This window comes from Aromatoleum toluclasticum ATCC 700605, from assembly GCF_000378245.1.
In the GTDB taxonomy this organism is placed as follows: domain Bacteria; phylum Pseudomonadota; class Gammaproteobacteria; order Burkholderiales; family Rhodocyclaceae; genus Aromatoleum; species Aromatoleum toluclasticum.
This window is the reverse complement of the sequence record NZ_KB899504.1, coordinates 85952-106864: the sequence shown is the minus strand read 5'-3', so window position 1 is coordinate 106864 and position 20913 is coordinate 85952. Positions and strand designations below refer to the sequence as shown.

Annotated in this window: 28 protein-coding genes; 16 read left to right on the top strand and 12 right to left on the bottom strand. The window is 63.8% G+C overall.

Going from position 1 to position 20913, the window contains the following annotated elements; genetic code table 11:
* The first annotated feature begins 7 nt into the window (after window positions 1-7).
* Together F464_RS0120505 and F464_RS0120500 are read left to right on the top strand one after the other, a co-directional pair.
* Complete coding sequence (locus F464_RS0120505) at window positions 8-772, top strand: metallophosphoesterase family protein (protein ID WP_026296183.1); 765 nt, start codon at window positions 8-10, stop codon at window positions 770-772.
* Window positions 773-819: 47 nt separating this feature from the next.
* A complete protein-coding gene (locus tag F464_RS0120500; RefSeq protein ID WP_018991729.1) occupies window positions 820-2022 on the top strand; it encodes a hypothetical protein in 1203 nt (400 codons plus the stop codon).
* Window positions 2023-2142: 120 nt separating this feature from the next.
* On the opposite strand, the gene F464_RS0120495 is transcribed toward F464_RS0120500, so the two are convergent.
* Window positions 2143-2733 (bottom strand): hemerythrin domain-containing protein, encoded by a 591-nt coding sequence (locus F464_RS0120495; protein ID WP_018991728.1) that lies wholly within the window; start codon window positions 2731-2733, stop codon window positions 2143-2145.
* A gap of 198 nt (window positions 2734-2931) precedes the next feature.
* Between F464_RS0120495 and fdxA the strand changes: the two genes are divergently transcribed.
* The gene (gene fdxA, locus F464_RS0120490) at window positions 2932-3255 is read left to right on the top strand and encodes a ferredoxin FdxA (RefSeq protein WP_018991727.1); all 324 of its coding nucleotides are present in this window, start codon (window positions 2932-2934) and stop codon (window positions 3253-3255) included.
* 29 nt (window positions 3256-3284) lie between these two features.
* On the opposite strand, the gene F464_RS0120485 is transcribed toward fdxA, so the two are convergent.
* Genes F464_RS0120485 through sdhC form a run of 4 tightly spaced genes read right to left on the bottom strand, consistent with a single transcriptional unit; the run spans window position 3285 to window position 5526 of the window.
* Window positions 3285-4049, bottom strand: a complete 765-nt coding sequence (locus tag F464_RS0120485; protein WP_232429001.1) for a Crp/Fnr family transcriptional regulator — start codon at window positions 4047-4049, stop codon at window positions 3285-3287.
* A gap of 33 nt (window positions 4050-4082) precedes the next feature.
* The gene (locus F464_RS0120480) at window positions 4083-4778 is read right to left on the bottom strand and encodes a succinate dehydrogenase iron-sulfur subunit (protein ID WP_018991725.1); all 696 of its coding nucleotides are present in this window, start codon (window positions 4776-4778) and stop codon (window positions 4083-4085) included.
* Window positions 4779-4798: 20 nt separating this feature from the next.
* Window positions 4799-5143 carry a succinate dehydrogenase, hydrophobic membrane anchor protein gene (gene sdhD, locus F464_RS0120475; RefSeq protein WP_026296182.1) on the bottom strand — a complete coding sequence of 115 codons (345 nt, stop codon included), beginning with the start codon at window positions 5141-5143 and terminating at the stop codon, window positions 4799-4801.
* Window positions 5140-5526, bottom strand: a complete 387-nt coding sequence (gene sdhC, locus F464_RS0120470) for a succinate dehydrogenase, cytochrome b556 subunit (protein WP_018991723.1) — start codon at window positions 5524-5526, stop codon at window positions 5140-5142. The genes sdhD and sdhC overlap by 4 nt, the downstream gene beginning before the upstream one ends.
* Before the next feature lie 117 nt (window positions 5527-5643).
* Between sdhC and F464_RS31405 the strand changes: the two genes are divergently transcribed.
* A complete protein-coding gene (locus F464_RS31405; protein ID WP_198292315.1) occupies window positions 5644-6069 on the top strand; it encodes a hypothetical protein in 426 nt (141 codons plus the stop codon).
* Here F464_RS31405 and F464_RS29180 read toward each other — a convergent pair.
* The 5 genes from F464_RS29180 to F464_RS0120445 all read right to left on the bottom strand — a co-directional run bounded on the left by F464_RS29180 (window position 6014) and on the right by F464_RS0120445 (window position 10088).
* Window positions 6014-6517: a hypothetical protein gene (locus F464_RS29180; RefSeq protein ID WP_018991722.1), complete on the bottom strand. Its 504-nt coding sequence runs from the start codon at window positions 6515-6517 to the stop codon at window positions 6014-6016. The two genes, F464_RS31405 and F464_RS29180, sit on opposite strands and share 56 nt — an antisense overlap.
* An 83-nt stretch (window positions 6518-6600) precedes the next feature.
* Window positions 6601-7227, bottom strand: coding sequence for an SCO family protein (locus F464_RS0120460; protein WP_018991721.1), 627 nt, complete (start codon window positions 7225-7227; stop codon window positions 6601-6603).
* A 17-nt stretch (window positions 7228-7244) separates the two neighbouring features.
* Entirely contained in the window at window positions 7245-7832 is a 588-nt protein-coding gene (locus F464_RS0120455; RefSeq protein WP_018991720.1) for a c-type cytochrome, read from the bottom strand.
* Between the two features lie 21 nt (window positions 7833-7853).
* A complete protein-coding gene (locus F464_RS0120450) occupies window positions 7854-8459 on the bottom strand; it encodes a cbb3-type cytochrome c oxidase subunit II (RefSeq protein ID WP_018991719.1) in 606 nt (201 codons plus the stop codon).
* Window positions 8460-8462: 3 nt separating this feature from the next.
* On the bottom strand, window positions 8463-10088 hold the full coding sequence (locus F464_RS0120445) for a cbb3-type cytochrome c oxidase subunit I (RefSeq protein ID WP_018991718.1): 1626 nt from the start codon (window positions 10086-10088) through the stop codon (window positions 8463-8465).
* A gap of 121 nt (window positions 10089-10209) precedes the next feature.
* Between F464_RS0120445 and F464_RS0120440 the strand changes: the two genes are divergently transcribed.
* From F464_RS0120440 to F464_RS0120430, 3 genes are all read left to right on the top strand, one after another.
* Complete coding sequence (locus tag F464_RS0120440; protein WP_018991717.1) at window positions 10210-10671, top strand: RrF2 family transcriptional regulator; 462 nt, start codon at window positions 10210-10212, stop codon at window positions 10669-10671.
* Window positions 10668-11126, top strand: coding sequence for a PAS domain S-box protein (locus tag F464_RS0120435; protein ID WP_018991716.1), 459 nt, complete (start codon window positions 10668-10670; stop codon window positions 11124-11126). The genes F464_RS0120440 and F464_RS0120435 overlap by 4 nt, the downstream gene beginning before the upstream one ends.
* A 91-nt stretch (window positions 11127-11217) precedes the next feature.
* Window positions 11218-11499: a hypothetical protein gene (locus F464_RS0120430; protein ID WP_232428999.1), complete on the top strand. Its 282-nt coding sequence runs from the start codon at window positions 11218-11220 to the stop codon at window positions 11497-11499.
* A gap of 55 nt (window positions 11500-11554) precedes the next feature.
* Here F464_RS0120430 and F464_RS0120425 read toward each other — a convergent pair whose 3' ends face one another.
* A complete protein-coding gene (locus F464_RS0120425) occupies window positions 11555-11848 on the bottom strand; it encodes a LysR substrate-binding domain-containing protein (protein ID WP_269744910.1) in 294 nt (97 codons plus the stop codon).
* A 329-nt stretch (window positions 11849-12177) separates the two neighbouring features.
* On the opposite strand from F464_RS0120425, the gene F464_RS0120420 reads away from it, so the two are divergent.
* The 6 genes from F464_RS0120420 (at window position 12178) to F464_RS0120395 (ending at window position 17452) form a co-directional block, all read left to right on the top strand.
* Entirely contained in the window at window positions 12178-12474 is a 297-nt protein-coding gene (locus F464_RS0120420) for a type II toxin-antitoxin system MqsR family toxin (RefSeq protein ID WP_026296181.1), read from the top strand.
* A gap of 2 nt (window positions 12475-12476) precedes the next feature.
* Window positions 12477-12878, top strand: a complete 402-nt coding sequence (locus F464_RS0120415; RefSeq protein WP_026296180.1) for a type II toxin-antitoxin system MqsA family antitoxin — start codon at window positions 12477-12479, stop codon at window positions 12876-12878.
* A gap of 135 nt (window positions 12879-13013) precedes the next feature.
* A complete protein-coding gene (locus F464_RS29175; RefSeq protein WP_018991711.1) occupies window positions 13014-13769 on the top strand; it encodes a Fic family protein in 756 nt (251 codons plus the stop codon).
* A gap of 272 nt (window positions 13770-14041) precedes the next feature.
* Window positions 14042-15880: a caspase family protein gene (locus F464_RS0120405; RefSeq protein ID WP_084600558.1), complete on the top strand. Its 1839-nt coding sequence runs from the start codon at window positions 14042-14044 to the stop codon at window positions 15878-15880.
* A complete protein-coding gene (locus F464_RS29170) occupies window positions 15877-16908 on the top strand; it encodes an alpha/beta hydrolase (protein WP_157353987.1) in 1032 nt (343 codons plus the stop codon). The genes F464_RS0120405 and F464_RS29170 overlap by 4 nt, the downstream gene beginning before the upstream one ends.
* Before the next feature lie 175 nt (window positions 16909-17083).
* On the top strand, window positions 17084-17452 hold the full coding sequence (locus F464_RS0120395; protein ID WP_018991708.1) for an integration host factor subunit alpha: 369 nt from the start codon (window positions 17084-17086) through the stop codon (window positions 17450-17452).
* Window positions 17453-18014: 562 nt separating this feature from the next.
* On the opposite strand, the gene F464_RS0120385 is transcribed toward F464_RS0120395, so the two are convergent.
* Window positions 18015-18575 carry a phasin family protein gene (locus F464_RS0120385; RefSeq protein WP_018991707.1) on the bottom strand — a complete coding sequence of 187 codons (561 nt, stop codon included), beginning with the start codon at window positions 18573-18575 and terminating at the stop codon, window positions 18015-18017.
* Window positions 18576-18791: 216 nt separating this feature from the next.
* On the opposite strand from F464_RS0120385, the gene F464_RS29165 reads away from it, so the two are divergent.
* The 3 genes from F464_RS29165 (at window position 18792) to F464_RS0120375 (ending at window position 20889) form a co-directional block, all read left to right on the top strand.
* Entirely contained in the window at window positions 18792-19406 is a 615-nt protein-coding gene (locus F464_RS29165; protein WP_232429003.1) for an H-NS histone family protein, read from the top strand.
* A 91-nt stretch (window positions 19407-19497) separates the two neighbouring features.
* Window positions 19498-19704, top strand: a complete 207-nt coding sequence (locus F464_RS32105) for an XRE family transcriptional regulator (protein ID WP_408605237.1) — start codon at window positions 19498-19500, stop codon at window positions 19702-19704.
* Window positions 19705-20115: 411 nt separating this feature from the next.
* Entirely contained in the window at window positions 20116-20889 is a 774-nt protein-coding gene (locus tag F464_RS0120375; RefSeq protein ID WP_018991705.1) for a hypothetical protein, read from the top strand.
* Window positions 20890-20913 lie beyond the last annotated feature (24 nt).

The following is a 20913-nucleotide window of genomic DNA, read 5'->3' as shown; positions in this document are numbered from 1 at the left end:
GGCATATATGAAACTCCAGATCGTCTCGGACCTTCACCTCGGGCTAGCACCCTGTGAGCTTCCTGACACCGGCGCGGAGTTGTTGATCCTGGCGGGAGATATCCACCGTCCGCGAGAAGCGCTCCAGTGGGCCAGGGCGCTGGGGAGACCGGCTATCTATGTGCCGGGCAACCACGAGTATTACGGCTCAAGCATCGCCGCGACGAACCGACTGCTACGCGAACTCAGTCGCGACAGCATGGTGACGGTGCTCGACTGTGCCGAAAAGCGCATCGGCAATGTGCGCATTCTCGGCGCAGCACTGTGGACGGATTTCCGTATTGCAGGAGACGAGGCGGCCCGCGAGCAGGCGATGAACGACGCTACTCGCTTCAGCCGCGATTTCAGCCGTATCACCATAGACGAAGGCCAGAAAGAGCTCTTCACGCCGCATCACTGCGCGGCCCTTTTCGAACGGCACGCACGTTGGCTCGAAGCGCGGCTCGCGCAACCGTTCGAAGGTATCACCGTGGTGGTGACCCATTTTGCTCCGTCGCCTGAGAGCATCGCGCCGCGCTTCGCCGGGTCGCCGCTCAATGCGTGCTTCGTCTCCGACCTCGAAGCGCTGGTCGCGGGCAGCGGCGCGGTGCTGTGGATACACGGCCACACCCACGACAGCTTCGACTACCGGCTTGGCGGCACGCGCGTTCTGGCCAATCCACGCGGCTATGTGCTCGATGGCACGCCTGAAAACCGGGATTTCGAGCCCGCTTTGACGGTACAGGTGGGCTGAACTCCAAGGGCGACGAAGTCGTCCGAAACTTCTACCGGAGAACGATCATGCTGCAACGCATCGCACACATCCGCATCAAAAAGCCTCTCACGCTTTTCGCCGCCCTCTCGGTTGTCATGATTGCAGTGGCTCTATCCAGCCTCCCGGCGGTTTCGGCCGGACAGCCGGGGGGAAACAAGCACTCCGGACAGTTCATCTTCCGTTTCGACACCTTTGGCGACGAGGCCCTATGGACCGACACGCTGCGCCTCCACGAGATCATCCAGTCGTCCGTCAGCCCGCGAACCGCTCTTTCGGTTGGTCTGAAGGTGGATGCGACGGCCCTTCCGCCGAATTTCCTGACCAAGAACAACCTCGACGATCCGGCAACCACCGTCGAGTTGATCCGGCGCAACGCCGTGGTCGGTCTCGTGGGAAAGGTCGAGGATGGGCGACTCACGTCGCTCGGCACCACCTGCGCAATCTGCCACTCGACGGTAAACAATTCGGTCGCCCCGGGTATCGGGGAGCGGCTCGACGGCTGGCCGAATCTCGACCTCAATCCAGGGGCGATCATCGCACTTTCGCCCGCACTCACCGAGTCGCAGAAAGCGGCATACAACTCGTGGGGGCCCGGCCGCTACGACCCGCGCTTCAATATCGACGGCATCAACCGCCCGGTCGTCATTCCGCCGGTATATGGGCTGCGGGACGTGCCTTTTGAGACCTTCACCGGCGACGGGAAGATTTCCTATTGGAACAATTATGTCGCGGTCACGCAGATGGGTGGGCACGGAAGTTTTTCCGACCCCCGTCTGGGCATCAACATCGTTCAGACCCCGGACCTCGTAGCGCCGAAACTGCCAGCTCTCCGCGCCTACCAGCTGAGTCTTCCGGTCCCGCCGCCGCCGGCGGACGCGGTGAACCAGACGGCGGCCCAACGAGGTCAGGCCCTATTCGACGGGGCCGCCCGCTGCGGCACGTGCCACATCTCGCCCACCTACACTGATGTGCAAAACGGCCCGAACGCCGACACCCCCTTACTGCATGAGCCGGCGGCGACGGGAATGGAGCCTGTCTACGCGCAGCGCAGCGCCACGCAGAAGTACCGGACGACCCCCTTGCGAGGCCTTTGGCAGCATCCGCCGTATTTTCACGACGGTAGCGCGGCGACCCTGCTAGACGTCGTCAATCACTACGATGCCCACTTCGCCCTGGGTTTGAGCCCCGCGGAAAAATTCGATCTCGTCGAATTCCTCAAGTCGCTATGAGCCGCGAATGCCGACCGGATGCCTCCGACGATATGACATGCCAGTTCTGGGGGCGCCGAGTTGCGCCCCTACTTGCACCATGAGCCCGGGCGGGGGACGTCTGGGCCGACGGACGCAGCCTCATTCCAGGCAGCACACCCGCTCGGCCGGTTCCTTGCAACCGCAACCGGCCTGGTTCGCGATCTGGCGGTGGATCGTCCTGAAGCGCTCCTGGACGCTGTCGCCGAAGATCGGATCGGCGGCGAAGTGGATTGCGGAATTGACGAGGAACCAGTCAGTCTCCGCCAACAACTCGGCGAGGCGCGGGAATATCTCGCGCTCCTCGATGTTCATGTGATCTTTCAGGAAGGCAACGTATTTTCCGACATCGGCTTCGAGCGTCGCACGCGACATCATCGCTCCGGCGGCGGCTGCGTTGAGGTCCGCAGCAAGGATTACGCCGCTCTCCGAAATCTGCCGATGCTGGCCAGCGAGTTCCGAGACAACGCTTTCCATCGTCGGCTCGCGGGCAAGCAATTGCCGGAATGCGGCGTCCTCGCGCGGATGATGGAAGCGGTCGGGATACTGCGTCATGTAGTACACGATGTCCGACATGAGCTCGTAATCCGGCTGCTCGCCGTGGACGAAGAGTTCCGTCTGGGATTGGAGCAGATCGAGCAGTTTGTGGTAATTGGCGTGCTCGGCTTGCCATTTCTGCGTGTGTCCGGACATGACGATCTCCAGCGTTCGTTAGGGGCGATACCGACATCCCGCATGCCGCGGCTGCCGGCACCGGTCTGTTCTGCGCGACTTCATCCTAGGGAGTCCCCCAGGCGCTGGAAATGATTTTTGTCATTCAGGGGCCGGCACGCATGGCCTAAATTCCTCTCGCACTGCGGACCGAACCGCACACCCGAAGAGAGATGAGCCATGACATACGTAGTCACCGAAGCCTGCATCAAGTGCAAACACACCGATTGCGTCGATGTCTGTCCCGTCGACGCCTTCCGCGAAGGCCCCAATTTCCTCGTGATCGACCCGCGCGAATGCATCGACTGCACGCTGTGCGTGGCTGAATGCCCCGTCGACGCGATCTTCTCGGAGGACGACGTGCCGGCTGACCAGCGACAATTCATCCCGCTCAACGAGGAACTGGCGAAGGTGTGGATACCTATCGTCGAGGTCAAGCCGGCTCCACCGGATGCCGGGCTGTGGGCGACGGTGAAGGACAAGCTCAAGCTGCTCGAACGCTGACCGCGACGGCCGTCGCGCAGCCACCCGGCTCAGGGGGCGACGATCCGCTGCAGCATGTCCGCACGTACAATCTCGATCCCGCCGGGCCGTGCGGCAAGCCAGCCGGCCTTCTGCCACCGGCTCAGGATGCGGATCACGGTCTCGACCCGCGCGCTCACGAGCTGGCCGATTTCATCGCGGCCGAGGTGCACGTCAACGACGACCGTACCCGCATCGGTCGGCCGGCCGAATCGCTCGATCAGATAACGCATCAGCGCTGCGAGCCGGCGCGGCACCGAACCGGCGCTGACGATATCGATCTTCGCGCGCAGCGCGGCGGTGTGCCGCAGCAGCGCACGGTTCACCGCCAGCGCGACGGCGACGGAGCTTTCCAGGGATTCATACAGCGCTTCTGCGCGGATAGACAGGACGTCGACCGGTCCGCCGATCGCGATGGCGTCCGCCGGGAAGACCTCGTGCTCGAGCGCTGCGGCAAGCCCGATCGCCTCGCCCGGGCGGAACAGGCCGACGACAATGCCTTCGCCGGTCGGCGTCATTTGCCGGATCTGGACAATGCCCGATTCGATCACCGCAAAGTGGCTTGCGCGCTCGCCGGTAAACCACAGCGCTTCCCCAGGATCCAGGCGGCGAAGTCGCGCGCCCCGAGTCAGGCGGGCGAGATCCCCGCAGTCCAGTCGCGAGAACAGTTCGTGCGCGCCGAGCCGCCTGGCCGGCGCGTCGGCAACAACGCTCCACCGCCCTTCGACCGAGGGGCTGGCCGGATGCAACATCGACAATGGAGGCGAATGACCCATGACGTACCCGTGGCTACCTGGTAGGCGCACCCGCTACGAAGACTCACGCACGAGCGCGAGCCGGATGCGTTCGATCGCATGCGACGGGCTCAGCCCCTTGGGGCAAACCTCGGTGCAGTTCATGATCGAACGGCAGCGGTACAGGCGATACACGTCGTCCAGGTAGGCGAGCCGCGCCGCAGTCGCCGTATCACGCGAGTCGGAGATGAAGCGGTACGCCTGCAGCAGGCCCGCCGGACCGATGAACTTGTCGGGATTCCACCAGAAGGAGGGACAGAAGGCGCTGCAGCACGCACACAGGATGCATTCGTACAGTCCGTTCAACTTCTCGCGCTCCGCGGGCGACTGCAGGCGTTCGCGCTCGGGCGGCTCCTCGTTATTGATCAGGTAGGGCTTGATCGAGTGGTAATGCGCGAAGAACTGCGTCATGTCGACGATGAGATCGCGGATCACCGGAAAACCCGGCAACGGCCGCAGCACGACCGGCTCCTTCAGGCCCGGCAGCGACGTGAGGCACGCCAGTCCGTTACGACCGTTGATGTTCATCGCATCCGATCCGCACACGCCTTCACGACAGGAACGGCGGAATGAGAGGCTGTCGTCCATCGTCTTGAGCCGCATCAGCACGTCGAGCAGCTTCTTGTCGCCCGCCTCGGGCGCGACGTCGTAATCCTGCATACGCGGCTTCGCGTCGGTTTCGGGATTGAAGCGGTAGATGCTGACTCGCACTGTTCTCTCCTCCGCCACTCTTAAGCACCGCCGGCAAAGTGCGCCGCCATCGTTAGCACGACGCGAATGAAAATCGCAAACAGGATCACCGCGATCAGCGCAAGCAAGGGCAGTCGCAGCGTCGGCGCGTGGATGTAGTCGAGGACGATGTCACGCACGCCGATCCAGCCGTGCAGGCAAAGCGCGGCGAAGAACACGACGATCAGCACTGCGCCATGCGTGCTCGTCGCCAGCGCGTGCCAGCTTTCATAGCTGCGCGACGGCCCCGTCAGCAGCGTCGCTGCCCCCAGCGCAAGCAGAATCAGCAGCATCAGCGCCGTCACGCGCTGCAGTACCCAGGCCCGTTGCCCTAGAAAGAGTCTCACGACAGCCACCTCACCGCGGCCGCAAGTGCAATGATCCCCGCCGCGAGGATCGCAGCCCAGGCGCTGGTGCGTGCCTGTGAAAGACGGCTCCCGACGCCGATATCCATCAACAGGTGGCGCACACCGGCGAGTACGTGATGCGCGGCGGCCCAAACGAGAATGACGAGGAGCAGTGCCCGCCAGGGCTCGGATACCAGGTCGCGCAGAGCGTCGAACTCCGACTTGCTGCGAAGCGAGCGGTCGAGCGCGAGCGCGAGAAGCGGCAGGCTCACCAGGAGCAGCACGCCCGAAACCCGGTGTCCGATCGACGCGATCGCACCGACTGGAAAGCGGACCTGCGACAGATTCAGAAACTTCGGCGCACTAGCCGAGCGTGCTCGCATGTTGGCCTCCCAGGCCGATTCAATGCCAAGAGACGACAAATACCTCTGCGGCGATCCGGATCACCTCACTAGACCCTACCCCGTCGCGGTGCGCCTCGATGCCGCCGCGCCGGCTCGATGAACATTGCAGACCTGCGCGCGGATGAGCGCCGTCCGCTTCAATATAGCGGGAGCCGCAAAAGCGTCAAAAAAATACATCTTAAAATCCAGCCCCGAATCGCCGGGCGCTTCGCCGCAGGCGATGAATTCGGACTAGGATGTATTCATCGATTTCCGTTCATGGAGATCCGGCTCAGTGACCGGCAGTCGCCCGCAACCGCGGCACATCTGCCCCGCACAGGTGATCGCGGCCCGCCCCACTCTGCCTGCGGCACTGCGGAAGCTTTGCCGTTCTCGGTGTCGGGCCTGATTTCGCTGCTCTCCGTAGCCGGCCTCGCGCCGATGGGCTTGCCGCTGGTCGGCGGCTTTCCTGCTCGCGGTGAGCACGTCAGTCCGCAGTCATTGGAGCATCCGGATTCGCTGCAAGACCTCCCCGCATCATGAGCAAGCCAACCAATACGGTCGGCATGACGACCGCCAGCACCACCAACCCCCTTCCCGCGACAACCTGTTCATCGAGTAGATAGGCATTGCACAGACGAGCCGTAACGTCCTGGTAGAGGAGCCCGGCCACCGCCGTCATCCAGGCCCAGTTCCCGATGAAAAAGGTCTGAATCATAGTTCCGGCGCCGCGCCATGACAGCTGCAGTGCGCCCCCGGCAGCGAGCAGTGTGGCGAACTTGGCGAACTCCATTTGCGGCGACAGCAGGGCCTGATCGAGGGCGCGCGGAATCATCCAGAAACCCGATACCAGCAGGCACAGCAACAGGCCCGCAAGGCCGTGAGCGTTGATCGTCGCGCAAGCGGCGCACACCCGCGGGGGCAAGGACGAAGCGAGCGCCGTGCCGGCAAGGACCAGCAGCGGAAACTGCAGGAGCATGTGACGCGCCATGTCCGCCTCAAGCCACGAGCGCAACCATGGCGCAGTGCCTGCTGCTACAAGCGCCAGTCCGATGAGCGCACGCTGTCGCGGATTCATTGCGCCCGCTCGCCGGAGCGCGCCGCCGCTGCACGAAGCGCGCTCCGGATGGCACCGAGATCGTCGATGCGGGTCAATCGGCCGTCCGCCCCCAGCGTGTGGATCGCCGCGTTATGCACGAAGCCGCCCATGCCATCCGGCACGACGACGACCCCGAAGGCATCGAGCAGTCGACGCAGTTCCCGCGCATCGGCCACCGTCGCCATGCGCCACACGGCGGGGTCGGCCTGCATCTGTCTGGCATAGCGTGCCAGTGCGTCCGGGGTGTCGTGCGTCGGATCGAAGCTGATGCTGATCAGGCGCACACGCTCCTGTAGCCCCTGCTCGAGGATTGCCTGCTGCAGTTGCTGGAATTCATTGCCGAGCACGCGGCACACCGACTCGCAACGCGTATAGATGAAGTCGACGAGGGCGATGCGGCCATCCGCGGCCAGATCGGCGCGCAGCGAGTCCCCCGTCGAGCGGGCGTCGACGAGGCCGACGTCCGGCATCAGCGGCGGCTGTTCGCGCACGGCGAGGCGGCGTGCGGCCTCGCTGGTGACGACCCGGAAGCCGGCGCTGACCTGCGCGAATGCCGCCACGCCCAGTACGACTATGAGCATGCAGGCGATGACGGTGCGCATGGCTTCGGGCGGGGCCGCTATTTCAGCGTCGCCAGTTCGGCGCCGCCGTTCCACGGCGTGCTGCGGCCGTCGGTGTGCTTGCGCTGCGCCTCGACCGTTTCGGCCGTCACCGCCCCGGCCTGGTTGCCCCACTGATTGCGGATGTAGCTGGTGACCGCGGCGATCTCGGCGTCGCCGAGCTTGTCGCCGAAGGCCGGCATCACGCCATTGAACGTGTTGCCCGCGACTTCGATACTGCCGTTGATGCCGTGCAGCAGGATCTGGATCAGGATCTGCTCGCTGCCATTGACCCAGGCCGAGCCCGCAAGTGGCGGGAACACCTGCGGAATGCCGGTGCCTGCCGCCTGGTGGCACGCGGCGCAGTTGGCGCCGAAGATCTGCTCGCCATCCACGGCCTTGGCGGGTACGGCTGCGAGTACGTCCGCCGTGCGGCGATCTCCGAGTGCGGGACGGGTGTCGGGCCGTGCCGCGTAGATGTAATACAGCGCCCATGTAAGCAGCACCGCAATCAGGCCAAGCATCAGGCGGGGCACAGGGTTGAAGGATTCTTGCGGATCGCGGTGTTCGCGCCGCTGGGCGTGGTCGTTGCGGGATGTGTCAGGCATTTCGGACGGTGCGGCTGCGGGTCAGTTTGAGGCCGGGCCGGCGTCGGCGAGCGGCGCCAGCGCGGGGAAGGTCCGGTCGAGGGCGAGGAGATAGCTCACCAAATCCTGAGCCGCCTGGGTGGCCACGACCACGCCGCCCGCCGGGGCGAACTGCGGCGGCAAGGCGACCACCTTGTCGCCCGGTTCTGCCTGCTTCCTGATCTCGAACAGGTAGGGGTAGGCGGGCATGATGCTGCCGGGCGCGTAGGCGCGCGGCTGGTAGAGGTGGCCGAACTGCCAGTCAGCGCTCGGCTGGCGTGCACCGATGTTGAACAGGTCCGGCCCAGTGCGCATCGTGCCGAGGAGATGCGGGCTGTCGTAGTAGTAGTCGCCGGCGACCGAGGGCCGGCCCCAGCCGCGCTTGTCGTCCGGCGCCTGGGACGGATCGCGCGGCTGCTGCGAATGGCAGTAGACGCAGCCCTCCCGGATGTACACCTGCCGGCCGCGCAATTGCGCCTCGGTATAGGGCTTCAGGCCCGGTGTCGGTGGCTCATGGCGCAACTGCAGGTAGGGCAGCACGACCAGCGAGGTGGTCGCGATGGCCAGGGTCACCATTGCGCCGGAAATCAGCTTGACTTCGTTTTCCATGGTTCAGGCGGTCGGAGCAAGAGGACGGAGAAGGGCGGCGCCGCTGCGCCGGGGACCGCGCCCCAGCGCCATCAGCAGGAAATGAGCGGCGAAGGCGAGATGGCCGAGCGTCATCAGCGCGCCGCCGACCGAACGACCCGCCAGCCAGGGCAGCGTGACGCGCACCGAGTCCATGAACGGCTTGCTGGCGTCGATCATGTTCAGGCCCTGCAACACGCCCGCGGTGGTGAGCGACGCGAAGTAGATCGCGAAGCCGATCGTGACCAGCCAGAAATGCACCCCGATCAGCGTCGGATAGGGCCATTCCCGCGACACGATGCGCGGCATCGCGAAGTAGATCGCGCCGAACATCACCAGCGTGACGAAGCCGTACAGCCCGAGGTGGGCGTGCGCGACGGTGAAGTGGGTAAAGTGGGTGACGGTATTGACGCTACGCAGGGCTTCGAACGAGCCCTGGATCGAGCTCAGCGTGTACATCATTCCGCCCAGCACCACGAAGCGCAGCGTCGGTGAATGGCGCAGGGCGGCGAAATGCCCCCTCATCGTCAGGTGCTGATTGAGCGAGAACGCCACGACCGGCACGATCATCATGATGCTCTGCACGATCGACAGCGTGATCAGCCATTCCGGCACGGGGCCGCCGACGAGGTGGTGGCCACCCACCTGGCCGTAGAAGAACGCAAGGCACCAGAAGCCGATCAGCGACAGGTTGTAGGACTGGATCGGCCGGCCGATGACCTTGGGCAGGAAGTAATAGACGGCGGCGAGCGACAGCGGTGTATAGAAAAGCCCCAGCACGTTGTGGCCGAACCACCAGTTCATCGTCGCCTGTTCGACGCCGAAGTGCAGGTTCGGCAGCTTGGCGACGATGTACAGCACGGGAAACCAGAACAGCGCGGCCCCTATGTACCAGACCGACACGTAGAGATGCTCGACTTTGCGCCTGCGCAAGGTAAATACGAGCGGCAGTCCGATCATCGCCCCGCCGAGCGCGAACAGGACACCCACCTGCCCGGGTATTTCCAGCCACTCCATGCCGTCGGTGATGCCCGCAGCGATGCAGCCGATGCCGATCGCCAGCCCGATGTTCCACAGGACGGCGCCGCCGATCGCAACGCGTGCGCCCTCGAGCGTGGTCTTGAGCAGGCGCGGCAGCATCCACAACGCGATCCCGAGCGCCGCCATCGGCGCCCAGCCGTAAGCGACCGCATTGAGATGGATCGTGCGGATGCGCCCGAAGCTCAGCCACGCATACTGCGTCAGCCAGTCGGGCTCGTGGAGCTTAATCGAACTGGTCAGGCCTGCGAGGGAGGCCACCAGCAGCCAGAACACGGCGAAGCCGAGCAGCACGAAGGCCGGGCGGGCCGACGAAGCATCAGCGGCGATGCGCGCCTGCAACTCCTTCGCGTCCGGTTCGCCGGCCACGACGGCCATCGTTCGCTGCAGGTCACGCTGTGTGGCGCCCGCCACTGCAGGCTCTTCGACCCGTCCGATCTCGCCGCGCGAAAAAATTACTTTTGCGGCGGCCGGGTCCGGGTCGAGCAGGCCCTTGCGCAGGGACCAGATAAAAAAGAAGAGCCCGGTTACCGCAATGATGAACGACGATAGCAACAGCGAAGGAATGTCCATGACGAACTGGGGCCGAGAGAGTAGAAGTATTCAGGCAAAATGCTATGGTGCAAATACATGTTATTGCGACGTCCACGTAAAAGCAATATCGTGGAGACATCTTTAACTGCGAGTCGTCCGGATGAAGCTCACCGAATACACCGACTACACCCTGCGAACGCTGATCTTCCTCGGCCTGCACCGCGGCGAGCTGGTGACGATTCAGCAGATCGCCGACAGCTACGACATATCCAAAAATCATTTGATGAAGATCATCCACCGTCTTGGCCAGGACGGCCTGGTCGAGACCGTCCGGGGCCGCAGTGGCGGTGTGGTGCTGCGGAAAGCCCCCGAAGACATCAGCATTGGTGCGGTGGTGCGCGCGTCGGAGCAGGATTTCGCGCTCGTCGAATGCTTCAGCCGTGCGAACAACCGCTGCGTGCTCTCGCCGGTGTGCCGGCTGCAGGCAGGTTTTCGCGAGGCGCTGGAGGCCTTCTTCAAGGTTCTCGACGGCCTGACGCTGGCGGACATCTTAGGCAATGCCGCGGAGATCGCGCCCTACATTCCACTCCCGAATCCGCGCCTGCAGGAGAAACGCACATGAGCACGGACGCCATCGACATTCCCCGCCGGCTCGTCGAGCAGGCTGCGGACGCGGTCATCTTTGCCGACCGCGACGGAAACATCCGCATCTGGAATGCAGCAGCCGAAGCGCTGTTCGGCTTCTCGCGAGCCCAGGCGATCGGCCAGAGCCTTGACCTGATCGTTCCGGATCGGCTGCGCGCGGCGCACTGGGAAGGTTTTCATCGCGCGGTTGCAACTGGTCAGACGCGCCTCGGCGGCCGCGCCGTGATAACACGCTCGGTCAACGCGACCGGTGCGACGATTTACGTGGAAATGAGCTTCGCGCTGGTGAGTGACGAACGCGGAGAGGTTCTGGGTTCGGTTGCCGTCGCGCGGGACGCGACGCAACGGCGGGACGACGAAAGAAGGCTTCAGCAGCGCATAAGGCAGTTGGAAGAACAACAATCCGCCACAGGAACTCAGGCGCCCGAGTGACAAGGGCATGTTGGACGGCGCCGCCTCTGCCCGGGGCGAATCGGCGCTGTGCCCTCAGCAAGGCAAGAAACATCGAATGGATCAATGGTTCATGACAAATCTGGGCGACGCGATGCTGGCCGGCGACGAGCTGGACCGCGTGTGTGCGCTATTCGAGCTGCAAGGCAACCGGAGCCCCACGACGGCGGTGCTGATGCGGCATGAAAACCTTGGGCGCCTGCACTGCGAGCTAGTGCTGTACTTTCCCCCCGAACTGGCCGATCTCGCCGCGCGAGTGGGGGCGCATCCCTGCGGCAAGCCGACGCTGTCCGGACTGGGCGTTGCAGTCGGTTCTCCACAGCGCCTTGCCGATATGGCCGGCGGGATGACTTGAAGGGGGAAAAGGTCGGCCGGCGGTCGTCGAGCTGTCGCGCGGCGTCCCAGACCTGCTATGCAGCGCCTTCCGGCCGGTCCCAGTAAGGCTCGGTGCCGAACCGGGCGCCCAGAAAATCAACGAAAGCGCGGACCTTCAGCGGCAGATGCCGGTCGGGTAGATGGACTGCATGGAGAAAATGCTCGACCGGCACGTAACCGGGCAGGACTTCGACGAGCCGCCCCGCCTGGAGCTCCTTCCCGACGATGAAGGTCGGCAGCAGCGCCAACCTCAACCTCAACCTCAACCCCACCCCCCCCAGGACAGCGTGGGACATCCTTACCGCACTGGAACACCTTAATCGGCGCAACCGCGGGCGATAATCGCGGCGGTGTCACGGATTACCAATACATTTGATCGAATCAACACAGATTGAACCCGCACTCCAAGCACTAGGCTTACACGCAGTCATCGACAAGTTGACATTACCAAGCAAGTATTCACGCGTCACCGGCACTTGATTTCCAATCGAACGCTTCGCGGGTAACGGCACGATGTGTCGTGAAGTTTCACCCGGGCGAAATGGGCAAACCGGGGTCGTCGCAGAAAACGGAGAAAATCGTACGCTAAACTGGAACCGCCGAAACTCCTGTTGCTAACCAAGTTGCCAACGATAACCAACTAGGTTAGTATCCGCCTATGGAGAAACGAACCCCTCACTGCAAGCTGCCTGTGGTCAAAGCCTTGATCGAGGCGGGTAAAGTGCGCACGACCCACGCGGCGCGGGCCGGCGCGAACGAGTTGGGGTTTGAGTTTTCCGACATGCTGGCCGTGGTGACGGCACTCACGCCTGCGGACTTCTACAAGAGCATGACCACCCACGCCGATCATACGATCTGGCAGGACGTGTACCGCCCCAGCACGCAGGCGGGCGACGTGTACCTGAAGCTGACGGTCATTGATGACGTGCTGATCGTGTCCTTCAAGGAGCTATGAACATGAAATGTCCTGTGTGCGGCGCCGCGGAACTGATCCACGACACCCGCGACCTGCCCTACACGTACAAGGGCGAAACCACCACCATTGCGGCGGTGACGGGCGACTTCTGCCCGGCCTGCGCCGAGTCGGTGTTGGATGCGGCGGAATCGGATCGCGTCATGCGCGAAATGCGCGCCTTCTCGAAGCAGGTGAATGCGGCCATTGTCGATCCTGGCTTCATCGCCAGCGTGCGCAAGAAGCTCGCGCTTGACCAGCGCGAAGCCGCCGAAATTTTCGGCGGCGGTATCAATGCCTTCTCGCGCTACGAGAACGGCAAGACCAAGCCGCCGCTGGCCCTGGTGAAACTGCTCAAGGTGCTGGATCGTCACCCCGACCTGCTCAACGAGGTCAGAAGCGCCTGAACTCCCTTCTCGAAACTCGCCATTCTGCGCTTCGCCAAGCGAGAACGATATTCGAGGTTCGGCCCGACGGCGATCCGCCCCCATGGGCAGGAGGCATTCTCGATCGACTTCATCTAGGATCTGCACCGCGCGCTCATGCGCCACGACACCGCGTACCGGGATGTCCCCGGCGAGTTTCGCGCCGTGCAGAACTGGATCGGCGGGCTGCGGATTCAGGACGAGCGGCTCGTGCGGCCTCGCCCAGAGCGGATCGCCGAAGCCATGGAAGACCTGGTCGGTCGCGTGCTGCGCAGCGAACCGTTGGGCAACGCCTACCTGCACGTGATCGTGCGCGCGGCGCTCGCCCATGCGCAGTTCGAAACGGTCCACCCTTTCGGCGATGGCAATGGATGCATCGGCCGGCTGTTGCTCCCGCTGATGCTCGCAGCCGAAGGCTTTCCACCCCTGTATGTGTCCGGCCCGCTGTATCGTAACCGGCACGACTACTTCGATGCGCTGCAGGAAGTCCAGTTGCGCTCGCGCTGGGACGGCTGGATCGAATTCTTCGCGCACACGGTGATGATCGCTCGCGACGAGTCGATGGTGCTTGCCGCGCAGCTCGTCGCCCTGCGCGATGACAGGATTCGGCGCATTGCCGACCGTCGTGCCGACTCGACCAGCCGCAAGCTCGCCGCACTCCTCATCGGCACGCCTGTTGTCACCGTCAATCCGGTGAAGCGCCTGTTCGGCGTGTCCTTCCCCGCTGCCAACAATGCCGTCGCCGATCTCGCCGCGCTCGGCATCCTGACGGGCACGGCACGGCAGCGCAACCGCGTCTTCGTCGCCCGTGAGGCGATCGCAGTCCTCGATCAGGCGCCTGAGCAGCGCCATCGCCCGTCTTTGACGCCCTGAAGCGGCGGCCGGTGCACTCGACTGCCTCGAGTGCAAGCTCAATGACCGCGATGCGCGAGCCTACGAGCAGACAGGGTGCGGTGTATCCCCTTGTGCGAACTCGACGAACGGCGTGCGGGATCCTACGATGAACTATGGCAAATGGTTCCTCCGCCCGTCGGTGGCTCCTCACGGATCGGTGAACGTTCGCCGGCTGCAAACGCATCGGACGGGACATCACCCGATCGTAGCGCCCCCCCAAGGACAGACGTGACGATCATCAAGGGAACGAAATGAGACGGCGCGATTTTCTTGCAATGGGCGTCACCACGGCCGGAATGCTCGCGGCCTGGCCTGTTCTCGCACAGACTGGCGGCCACAAGCGGCGGGCGGCTGTCGTGATTGGCGTCAAGAAGGCGGGCAAGCTGCCGGTGCTCAATGGGGTGACGTCCGGAACCCGCAGCGTCGCGAACTGGCTCGAAGCCGAAGGCTTCGAGGTGAGACGCCTCGTCGACGATAGTAAGCCCGTCAGAGCAAGCGAGATCTTCGATGTCATCGAGGAGTTCGTCGGACGCGGCACGCTCGACCAGTTGGTGATCTACTTCTCCGGCCACGGCTTTCTCAGCGGCTATTCCGAACACTGGCTGCTTTCGAAAGCACCCGACAACCCGAATGAAGCCGTCAGCCTGCGCGAAAGCGTCGAGCTCGCGAGGGAGTCGGCGATCCCGAATGTGGTCTTCATCTCGGATGCTTGCCGCTCCACTCCCGATAGTCTCGGCACCGGACGCGTGCGTGGCAGCCTGATTTTCCCGAATCGGGGCGTCGCTCGCGACGTGCGCGCGGACGTCGACCAGTTCCTTGCGGCCCTGCCGGGTGACCCGGCCTTCGAGGTCGCACTCCAGGAGAGTGTCGCCGCCTACGAGGGCATTTATACCGCGTGCTTCCTCGGCGCCTTCGAACGTCCCGACGACACGATGGTGCGCACCGTGAACGGCATGCGAGTGGTGCCCAATAATATGCTCAAATCCTATCTTGAGCGCGAGGTCCGCAGGAAGGCCGAAGCCAAGTCGATCAAACTTCGCCAGATTCCTGATGCCTACGTGACATCGGGTGAGACAACCTTTATTGGCCGGGTGACGGTCCCGGCACCGCAACCATCCCCCGCTCCACCAGATGTGCCAACGATTGTCGATGTCGCCGGCCTCGCGCTCAAGCGCGTCGGCGCAGGCATTCTCACGGCCGCCCTGCCGCGGTTGCCGGAGGGCACTATCGCCCACACCGCTGCCGAAATCGGTTTCACCACGGCGCAGGATGCGATCCTCGGGGCCCCGGAAACCCGACAATTCGAGACACAAACCGGCTTTGTCGTCTCCGGTGCGCGCGTGACACTGGCGATCTGCAATCCGAAGATGCGTGTACAGGTCCTGACCCAGGGCGACGGGCATACAGTGGCGGCGCTTGTCCGCGTCGAGCCTGCGGGGATGGCCGCCGGCAGTGTGGCGCTCGGCTTCTCCGACGGATCGGGCGCCGTTGTCGCCGCGCTTGAGGGCTACATCGGAAACGTGGTCGTCGGCGCCGGGGGCGTGAGCAATGTGAGTTACGTTCCGTCGCGCAACAACTGGCGGTGGGCCGACTACGAACAGCATCGCGCGCGCATCAACGAACTGCATGCAGCCATCGCCACCACCGCCCGATTCGGCCTGTTTCGGATCGAAGGCGAACGAAAGAGCAGGACCGCAAGAGCGAGACAGTTCGGCGACACCATTCGCATCCTCAAGGGCATCGACCCGACGCTCGGTCTGTACGCGGCCTATGCTTATTCCGACGCGGACCTGATCGATCAGGTGGAGTCGGTGCTCGGCTTCATGCGGGACGACTTGCGGACGGATCTCTTAGACGTGGCGATGCTGGCCGGGGCGCTCTCTGGAAGCCGCCGCAACGACGCCTACGGTCCTGTCCCATTTTGCCCGCTATTGTCCCAGGGATGGAACCTGATCCGGGCCCGGGGCGTGCGCATGCCGCCTGAAGTCGACGCCGCACGCGATTACCTTCGCCCCGCATTGTGGACGACCTTCGCTCCAGGCGGCATGCAGATCCTCACCCGGGCACTTCTGGAAGGGAGGCTGCGATGAACGCCGAGGAGTCTCGAACGAGCGCATGCGGCAGGCCGTGCTCGAGTGGATCGACCGAACACACGGCGAATCGCCGGCACATGTTGCAGTCGGCGTTGGCGTTCGCCATCGCGGGTGTGCTGCCCATGTCGCGCGCGGCCCTTGCCGCGGGGAACGTCACGAGGCTTGTCCTGGTGCACGGACGCAGTCAGCAGGGTAAGGATCCCGCTGCTCTGCGAGCGGAATGGATGGATGCGTTGCGTCGCGGCGCACGGACACTCGGCCACGCGCTGCCGGTCGGGATCGAGGTGGTGCTGCCATTCTACGGCGATGCCCTGGAAGCATTCACCGAACAGTACGACATCCCGCTGACGGCGGATGTTCAGACGCGGGGCGCAGCCATCGACGAGGACTTCCTCGCCTTTCAGGCGGAAATCGCCGAGAGCGTGCGTCAGAGCGCTGGTATCTCCGACGAGTTGGTCGATGCCGAATACGGGCCCAATCCCAGGCAGAAAGGACCACTCAATTGGGAATGGGTGCAGGCGATTCTGCGCGCGATCGACAAGCATGGGGGTGGCATGAGCCAAAGTGCGCTCGAGCTCTTCACTCGGGATGTTTTCCTGTACACCACCCGCGCAGGCGTTCGTGACGAGATCGACCGCATCGTTGCGAGTCAGGTGACCGAGGCACCCACGGTGGTCATCGGCCATTCGCTAGGCTCGGTGGTCGCCTACAATATCCTGCGGTCCGACCGTCGGTCGCTCAATATCCCCCTGTTCGTCACGGTCGGCTCGCCACTCGGGATCCGCGCCATCCGCGACCAGTTGCGGCCCCTTCGGTTTCCGCCCCCCGTCCAGGCTTGGTACAACGCCTTCGACCGCCGCGATGTCGTAGCGCTTCACTCCTTGGATGCGACCAACTTCCCCGTCGTACCAGCGATCGACAACAATCCCACCGTCAAGAATCACACCGCCAATCGTCACGGGATCGTGGGCTATCTCGACGATCCCGATGTGGTAAGACACATTCTGGACGCGCTGAGCGTGTAACGTCAGCGGACAAGGGGCACGGGGGTGCCGTGCATACTTCCGCAGACGCGCTGGCCGCATTCCGTCATTACAGCGGCTGTATCGGCTGCGACAAGGCGGAGTAAACTTCGCCCTGTCCGGGCATCGACTGTGAGGTGCCCTCGCCGTTTTTCCAAACCGCACGAACCGCCCCACCATGACCCTGACCAAGGCCGATCTGACCCAACGCATCGCCGACGCCATCGGCCTCAACAAGCGCGAAGCAAGCGAAATGGTCGAAGCCTTTTTCGAGGAGATTGCCGCGGCGCTCGCGGGCGGCGAGGATGTCAAGCTGTCTGGGTTTGGCAGCTTCCAGTTGCGCCAAAAAGGCGCGCGCCCGGGGCGTAACCCGAAGACGGGCGAGACGGCCGTGGTCCGCGCGCGGCGCGTCGTGGTGTTTCACCGCAGTAACAAGCTCAAAGGTGCGGTCGGCACGGGCAAGAGACCGTCAGACGAAACTGGCCCGGCAGCTGCTGCGCATCGTGCAACGCGCAGTGCCCTGAACGACCGTGAGGAGTTCGTGTAAGTCGCTACGGCGGGTCGACATCGACGACGAGACCGTTGCGGTTCTCCATCGGGATGTAGCTCATGTGCGCAAATTGCGCGCTTCCGCGCCGTGAGATTTGCGAACGACTGCGCATCCGGATCTGTAGTCGAAGCGTGCGTCGCGTTAGGAGGCATTTGGCTTGCCACGCGCGATACGAAGCCGCCCGACCGGCCGAGCCGCTAATTTTTTTTCGGCAAGTATCCGCGCCGAGGTGACTCAGCTGCCTCAAACGCTACGTTGGACGATGCGCGCCAGGGGCGAACGGCAAACCTGCTGTGAAGAAGCTGCTGCGACTGCAGTTGCCTCCACGCCGGTATCCTCTACGACGTGGCCTGAGACGGTCCCGCAGCACTCGAGGGCGGCGGCGATGCAGCAAGACGAGGGGCACCGCGCTGAATGTCGCGTCGACGCAGCGTGGGCCGCTCATCGCGTTGAGCCTCGGGAATGCGCGCGCGCGTGGACAAAAAAATGCCGCCCGGTGTTGCAAGGGCGGCAATATTGCGCGAGCGATTCAGTTCAGCTCAGTCCATGCCGTATGCGATCAGGCAGATTTCTTGGACGATCCTGCCTTGGACGACGCGCCCTTGACCACGGTGCTCGCTGCCGTCACGGTCGCTCCGGCGATCTCTGTCGCTTGCTTGGTCGCCTTGCTGACGCTGTCGAACACGTTGTTGGCGGCATCGACGGCCGACTTGAAGGCCGCGAACAGGGCCTCGGAACCAGCCGGAGCGGACTCGGCGGCCTTGTCCAGCGTGTCGGTGAAGGTCTTGTTCAGCTCAGCGACTCGCACTCCGAAAAGCTTCGCGATTTCCTGCTGGCCATCCGCAGCGATTTCATACACGCCGCGACCGTAGACGACCGCCTTATCAAGCATCGGCTGAGCCAACGTGCCTTGCAGCGCAACCAGATCCTGCGGGTTCTTGACCGCGAGCACGGTCTTCGTGGCGGCAACGCTGTCTTCCAGCACCGAGCGGACGGTGTTCAGGTTCAGCTCGGTCAGGCGCTCGACTTGGGTGAAAGCCTTGTTGGCAAGAGTCGTCAGAATTTCCACGCTGGCCTGGTTGGCGGAGGCGAACTGCTCGCGGGCGGCAGAGGCGTTCATCGTCAATTTCCTTGGTGAGATCGGTCGAATCATCAATGGCACCCGCATCGGGAAGCCGGGTGCGTTCGTCATACTGCGCTGCAGTATAGGACCGCCGTCGATCAAGTCAACCGCCTGTTGCAGCGCAAAAACTCGACTTGTGTGCAAAGAACCACGCCGGCGCATTGACATGCGTTCTGCAATCGCCATGGTGCGGAAACCGGCCATGTGACGGACATGACCGCGTTCTGCAAGTGCTGCACCGTCGTTCCCGTACCCGTGGCATCATTTGAATTCCCATGTACCCCACCAGCCGAAGCATCTCGGACCGATATGACCCAGAATCTCAGCAGCTACACCCTCCCGCAGCTCAAGCAACTCAGCGCCCGCATCGCGAAGGAAATCGCCAAGCAGGAGTCGGCAGGGAAGGCGTCGATGCTCAAGAAATTGCAGAAGATGGCACGTGAGCACGGCTTGTCGCTCGACGAGCTCGTAGGGGCGTCCGGCGCAACTCAGACCAAACCGCCGAAGGCTCCTTCGAAGGCCATTCCCGCCGCACGAGTTCCATTGCCGGCAAAATATCGGCATCCCTCCAACAAGGAACTCGCTTGGTCCGGGCGCGGCCGCAGGCCGCAGTGGGTCGAGGCGTGGCTCGCGAACGGCGGCGCGATGGAGGCACTCGCCACCGCCGCGCAGAAATTCGACAAGCGGCAAGCCAAGCTCAAAGCCCCCTCCGAAAGCCGCCCGATGGCAAGCGCGGCCGTGCCGGCGGCAGACTCACGGACCGATGCCCCGACACCGGTTGAGTACGCGCCCGACGCCCTCTCCGCTCAACAAGACGCAAGCCTGTGAGCACGAACGCCCCCGCGGCGAAACCGCGGAATCAACCTGCGTGCGCTTCAAGAGCGGCGATGAAGTCCGAGAGTTGCGAAAGTAACTCGGAATGAACCAGGCCGAATGCTGGAGTAGGTTATCCGTCACGCAATCCGGCGGCTCTCGATATGAAGGCGGAAGAACGATCGCAAGTCCGGTACGGCTCCTATTACACCTCACATACGGCACAGACAAGCAAGCAGGCGATCTCCTGGCGTGGCTGCGCAACAAGGAGTGCGTACGAGAACCCGCGCGAAGTGCGCGGCGTAGTGCTTGAGGCGGTCCTCGGGGCCCTTGGCATCCTTCGGATACCAGCCTCTGAACTCGGGGCAGCGTTCCGCCGCGCCCGGGACAGATCCCCCCGTGCCGCGTATATCGTGCCCTCGCCCGAGCCCCTCGAACACTCCCCCGCAGGGCGATCTTCACCGCCGCGGACGCGGCATCGAAGGCGGCCGCGTATCTTCGTTCCTTGGGCGATCGTCCGCCGACCGACGTGCAGACGTCGGTCCAAGGCGGCGCCCGATATGCCGCATGGTTCCTTTCTTGACACCCACGGCGACCCTGTGGGTGTGGTGTCCCGGCGCCCCGCTGACAATGCGCTGACCGGGACGCACGCCCCCCCGCTCCGCCCCCAACGACCGCTCCTTGTCTGTACTATCTTGCTTCCAACCCGACTTCCGCCATCCGTATGAATCCGGCCGCACGACTGCTTTCGATCTACGACCCGCTCATTCGGCAGCAGAAGGACCAGACCATGACGAATACCTGGGCCGTGGTGTTCGATCTCGAAATCAACACCCCGCAGCTTGAAGACGACGTCACGAGTTGTCTCGTGGCTGTCCGGCAGCAGATCGACTTCACGCGCATGCGATTGACGGAGCACGGCGTTCCGCCGGAACTGACGAGCCCGGGGTTTGATCGGCTCAAGAACGTGGCTTCGCCCGGCCTCCTTCACTCGTCGTGGAACGGTCACCGCGGCAATATCCAGCCGCCCGAGTGCAGGCAAGGGTTCGCATGGGCCGCTTGGGTGCTCAGGGATGAGGATGAAGGCGACATGCCACCGGCGGATCTCGCCGCCCTGCGCGAGGAGATCGCGTCGCTCGAGCAGACTTTGCAGAACACCGAGATGTCTCCATTCCTGCGCGACTTCATTCGGCGGCAGTTGCACACGATCCGCGCCGCGCTCCGCATCTACGGCATCCAAGGCACCAGGCCGGTGAAGGACGCGCTCCAGAAAGTCGCCGGGGCATACACTGTGGAACGAACCCGTGTCGAGGCCGAACATGAAACGGCTTCGGAGGCTGCGCAGAGCGTGCTCGCCAAAGCCAGCGACGCCATCAAGAAGACTGCCGAGGTTTGCGATAACCTCGAAAAGGTGACGAAGTTCGGCGAAGAGGTGTGGTCGCTCGCGAAATCTGTCGGACCGCTCGTGTTGCCGTACCTCGGCAAACTGGGAGCATAGCGCGGAGTTCTTCGTCAGAGCGAC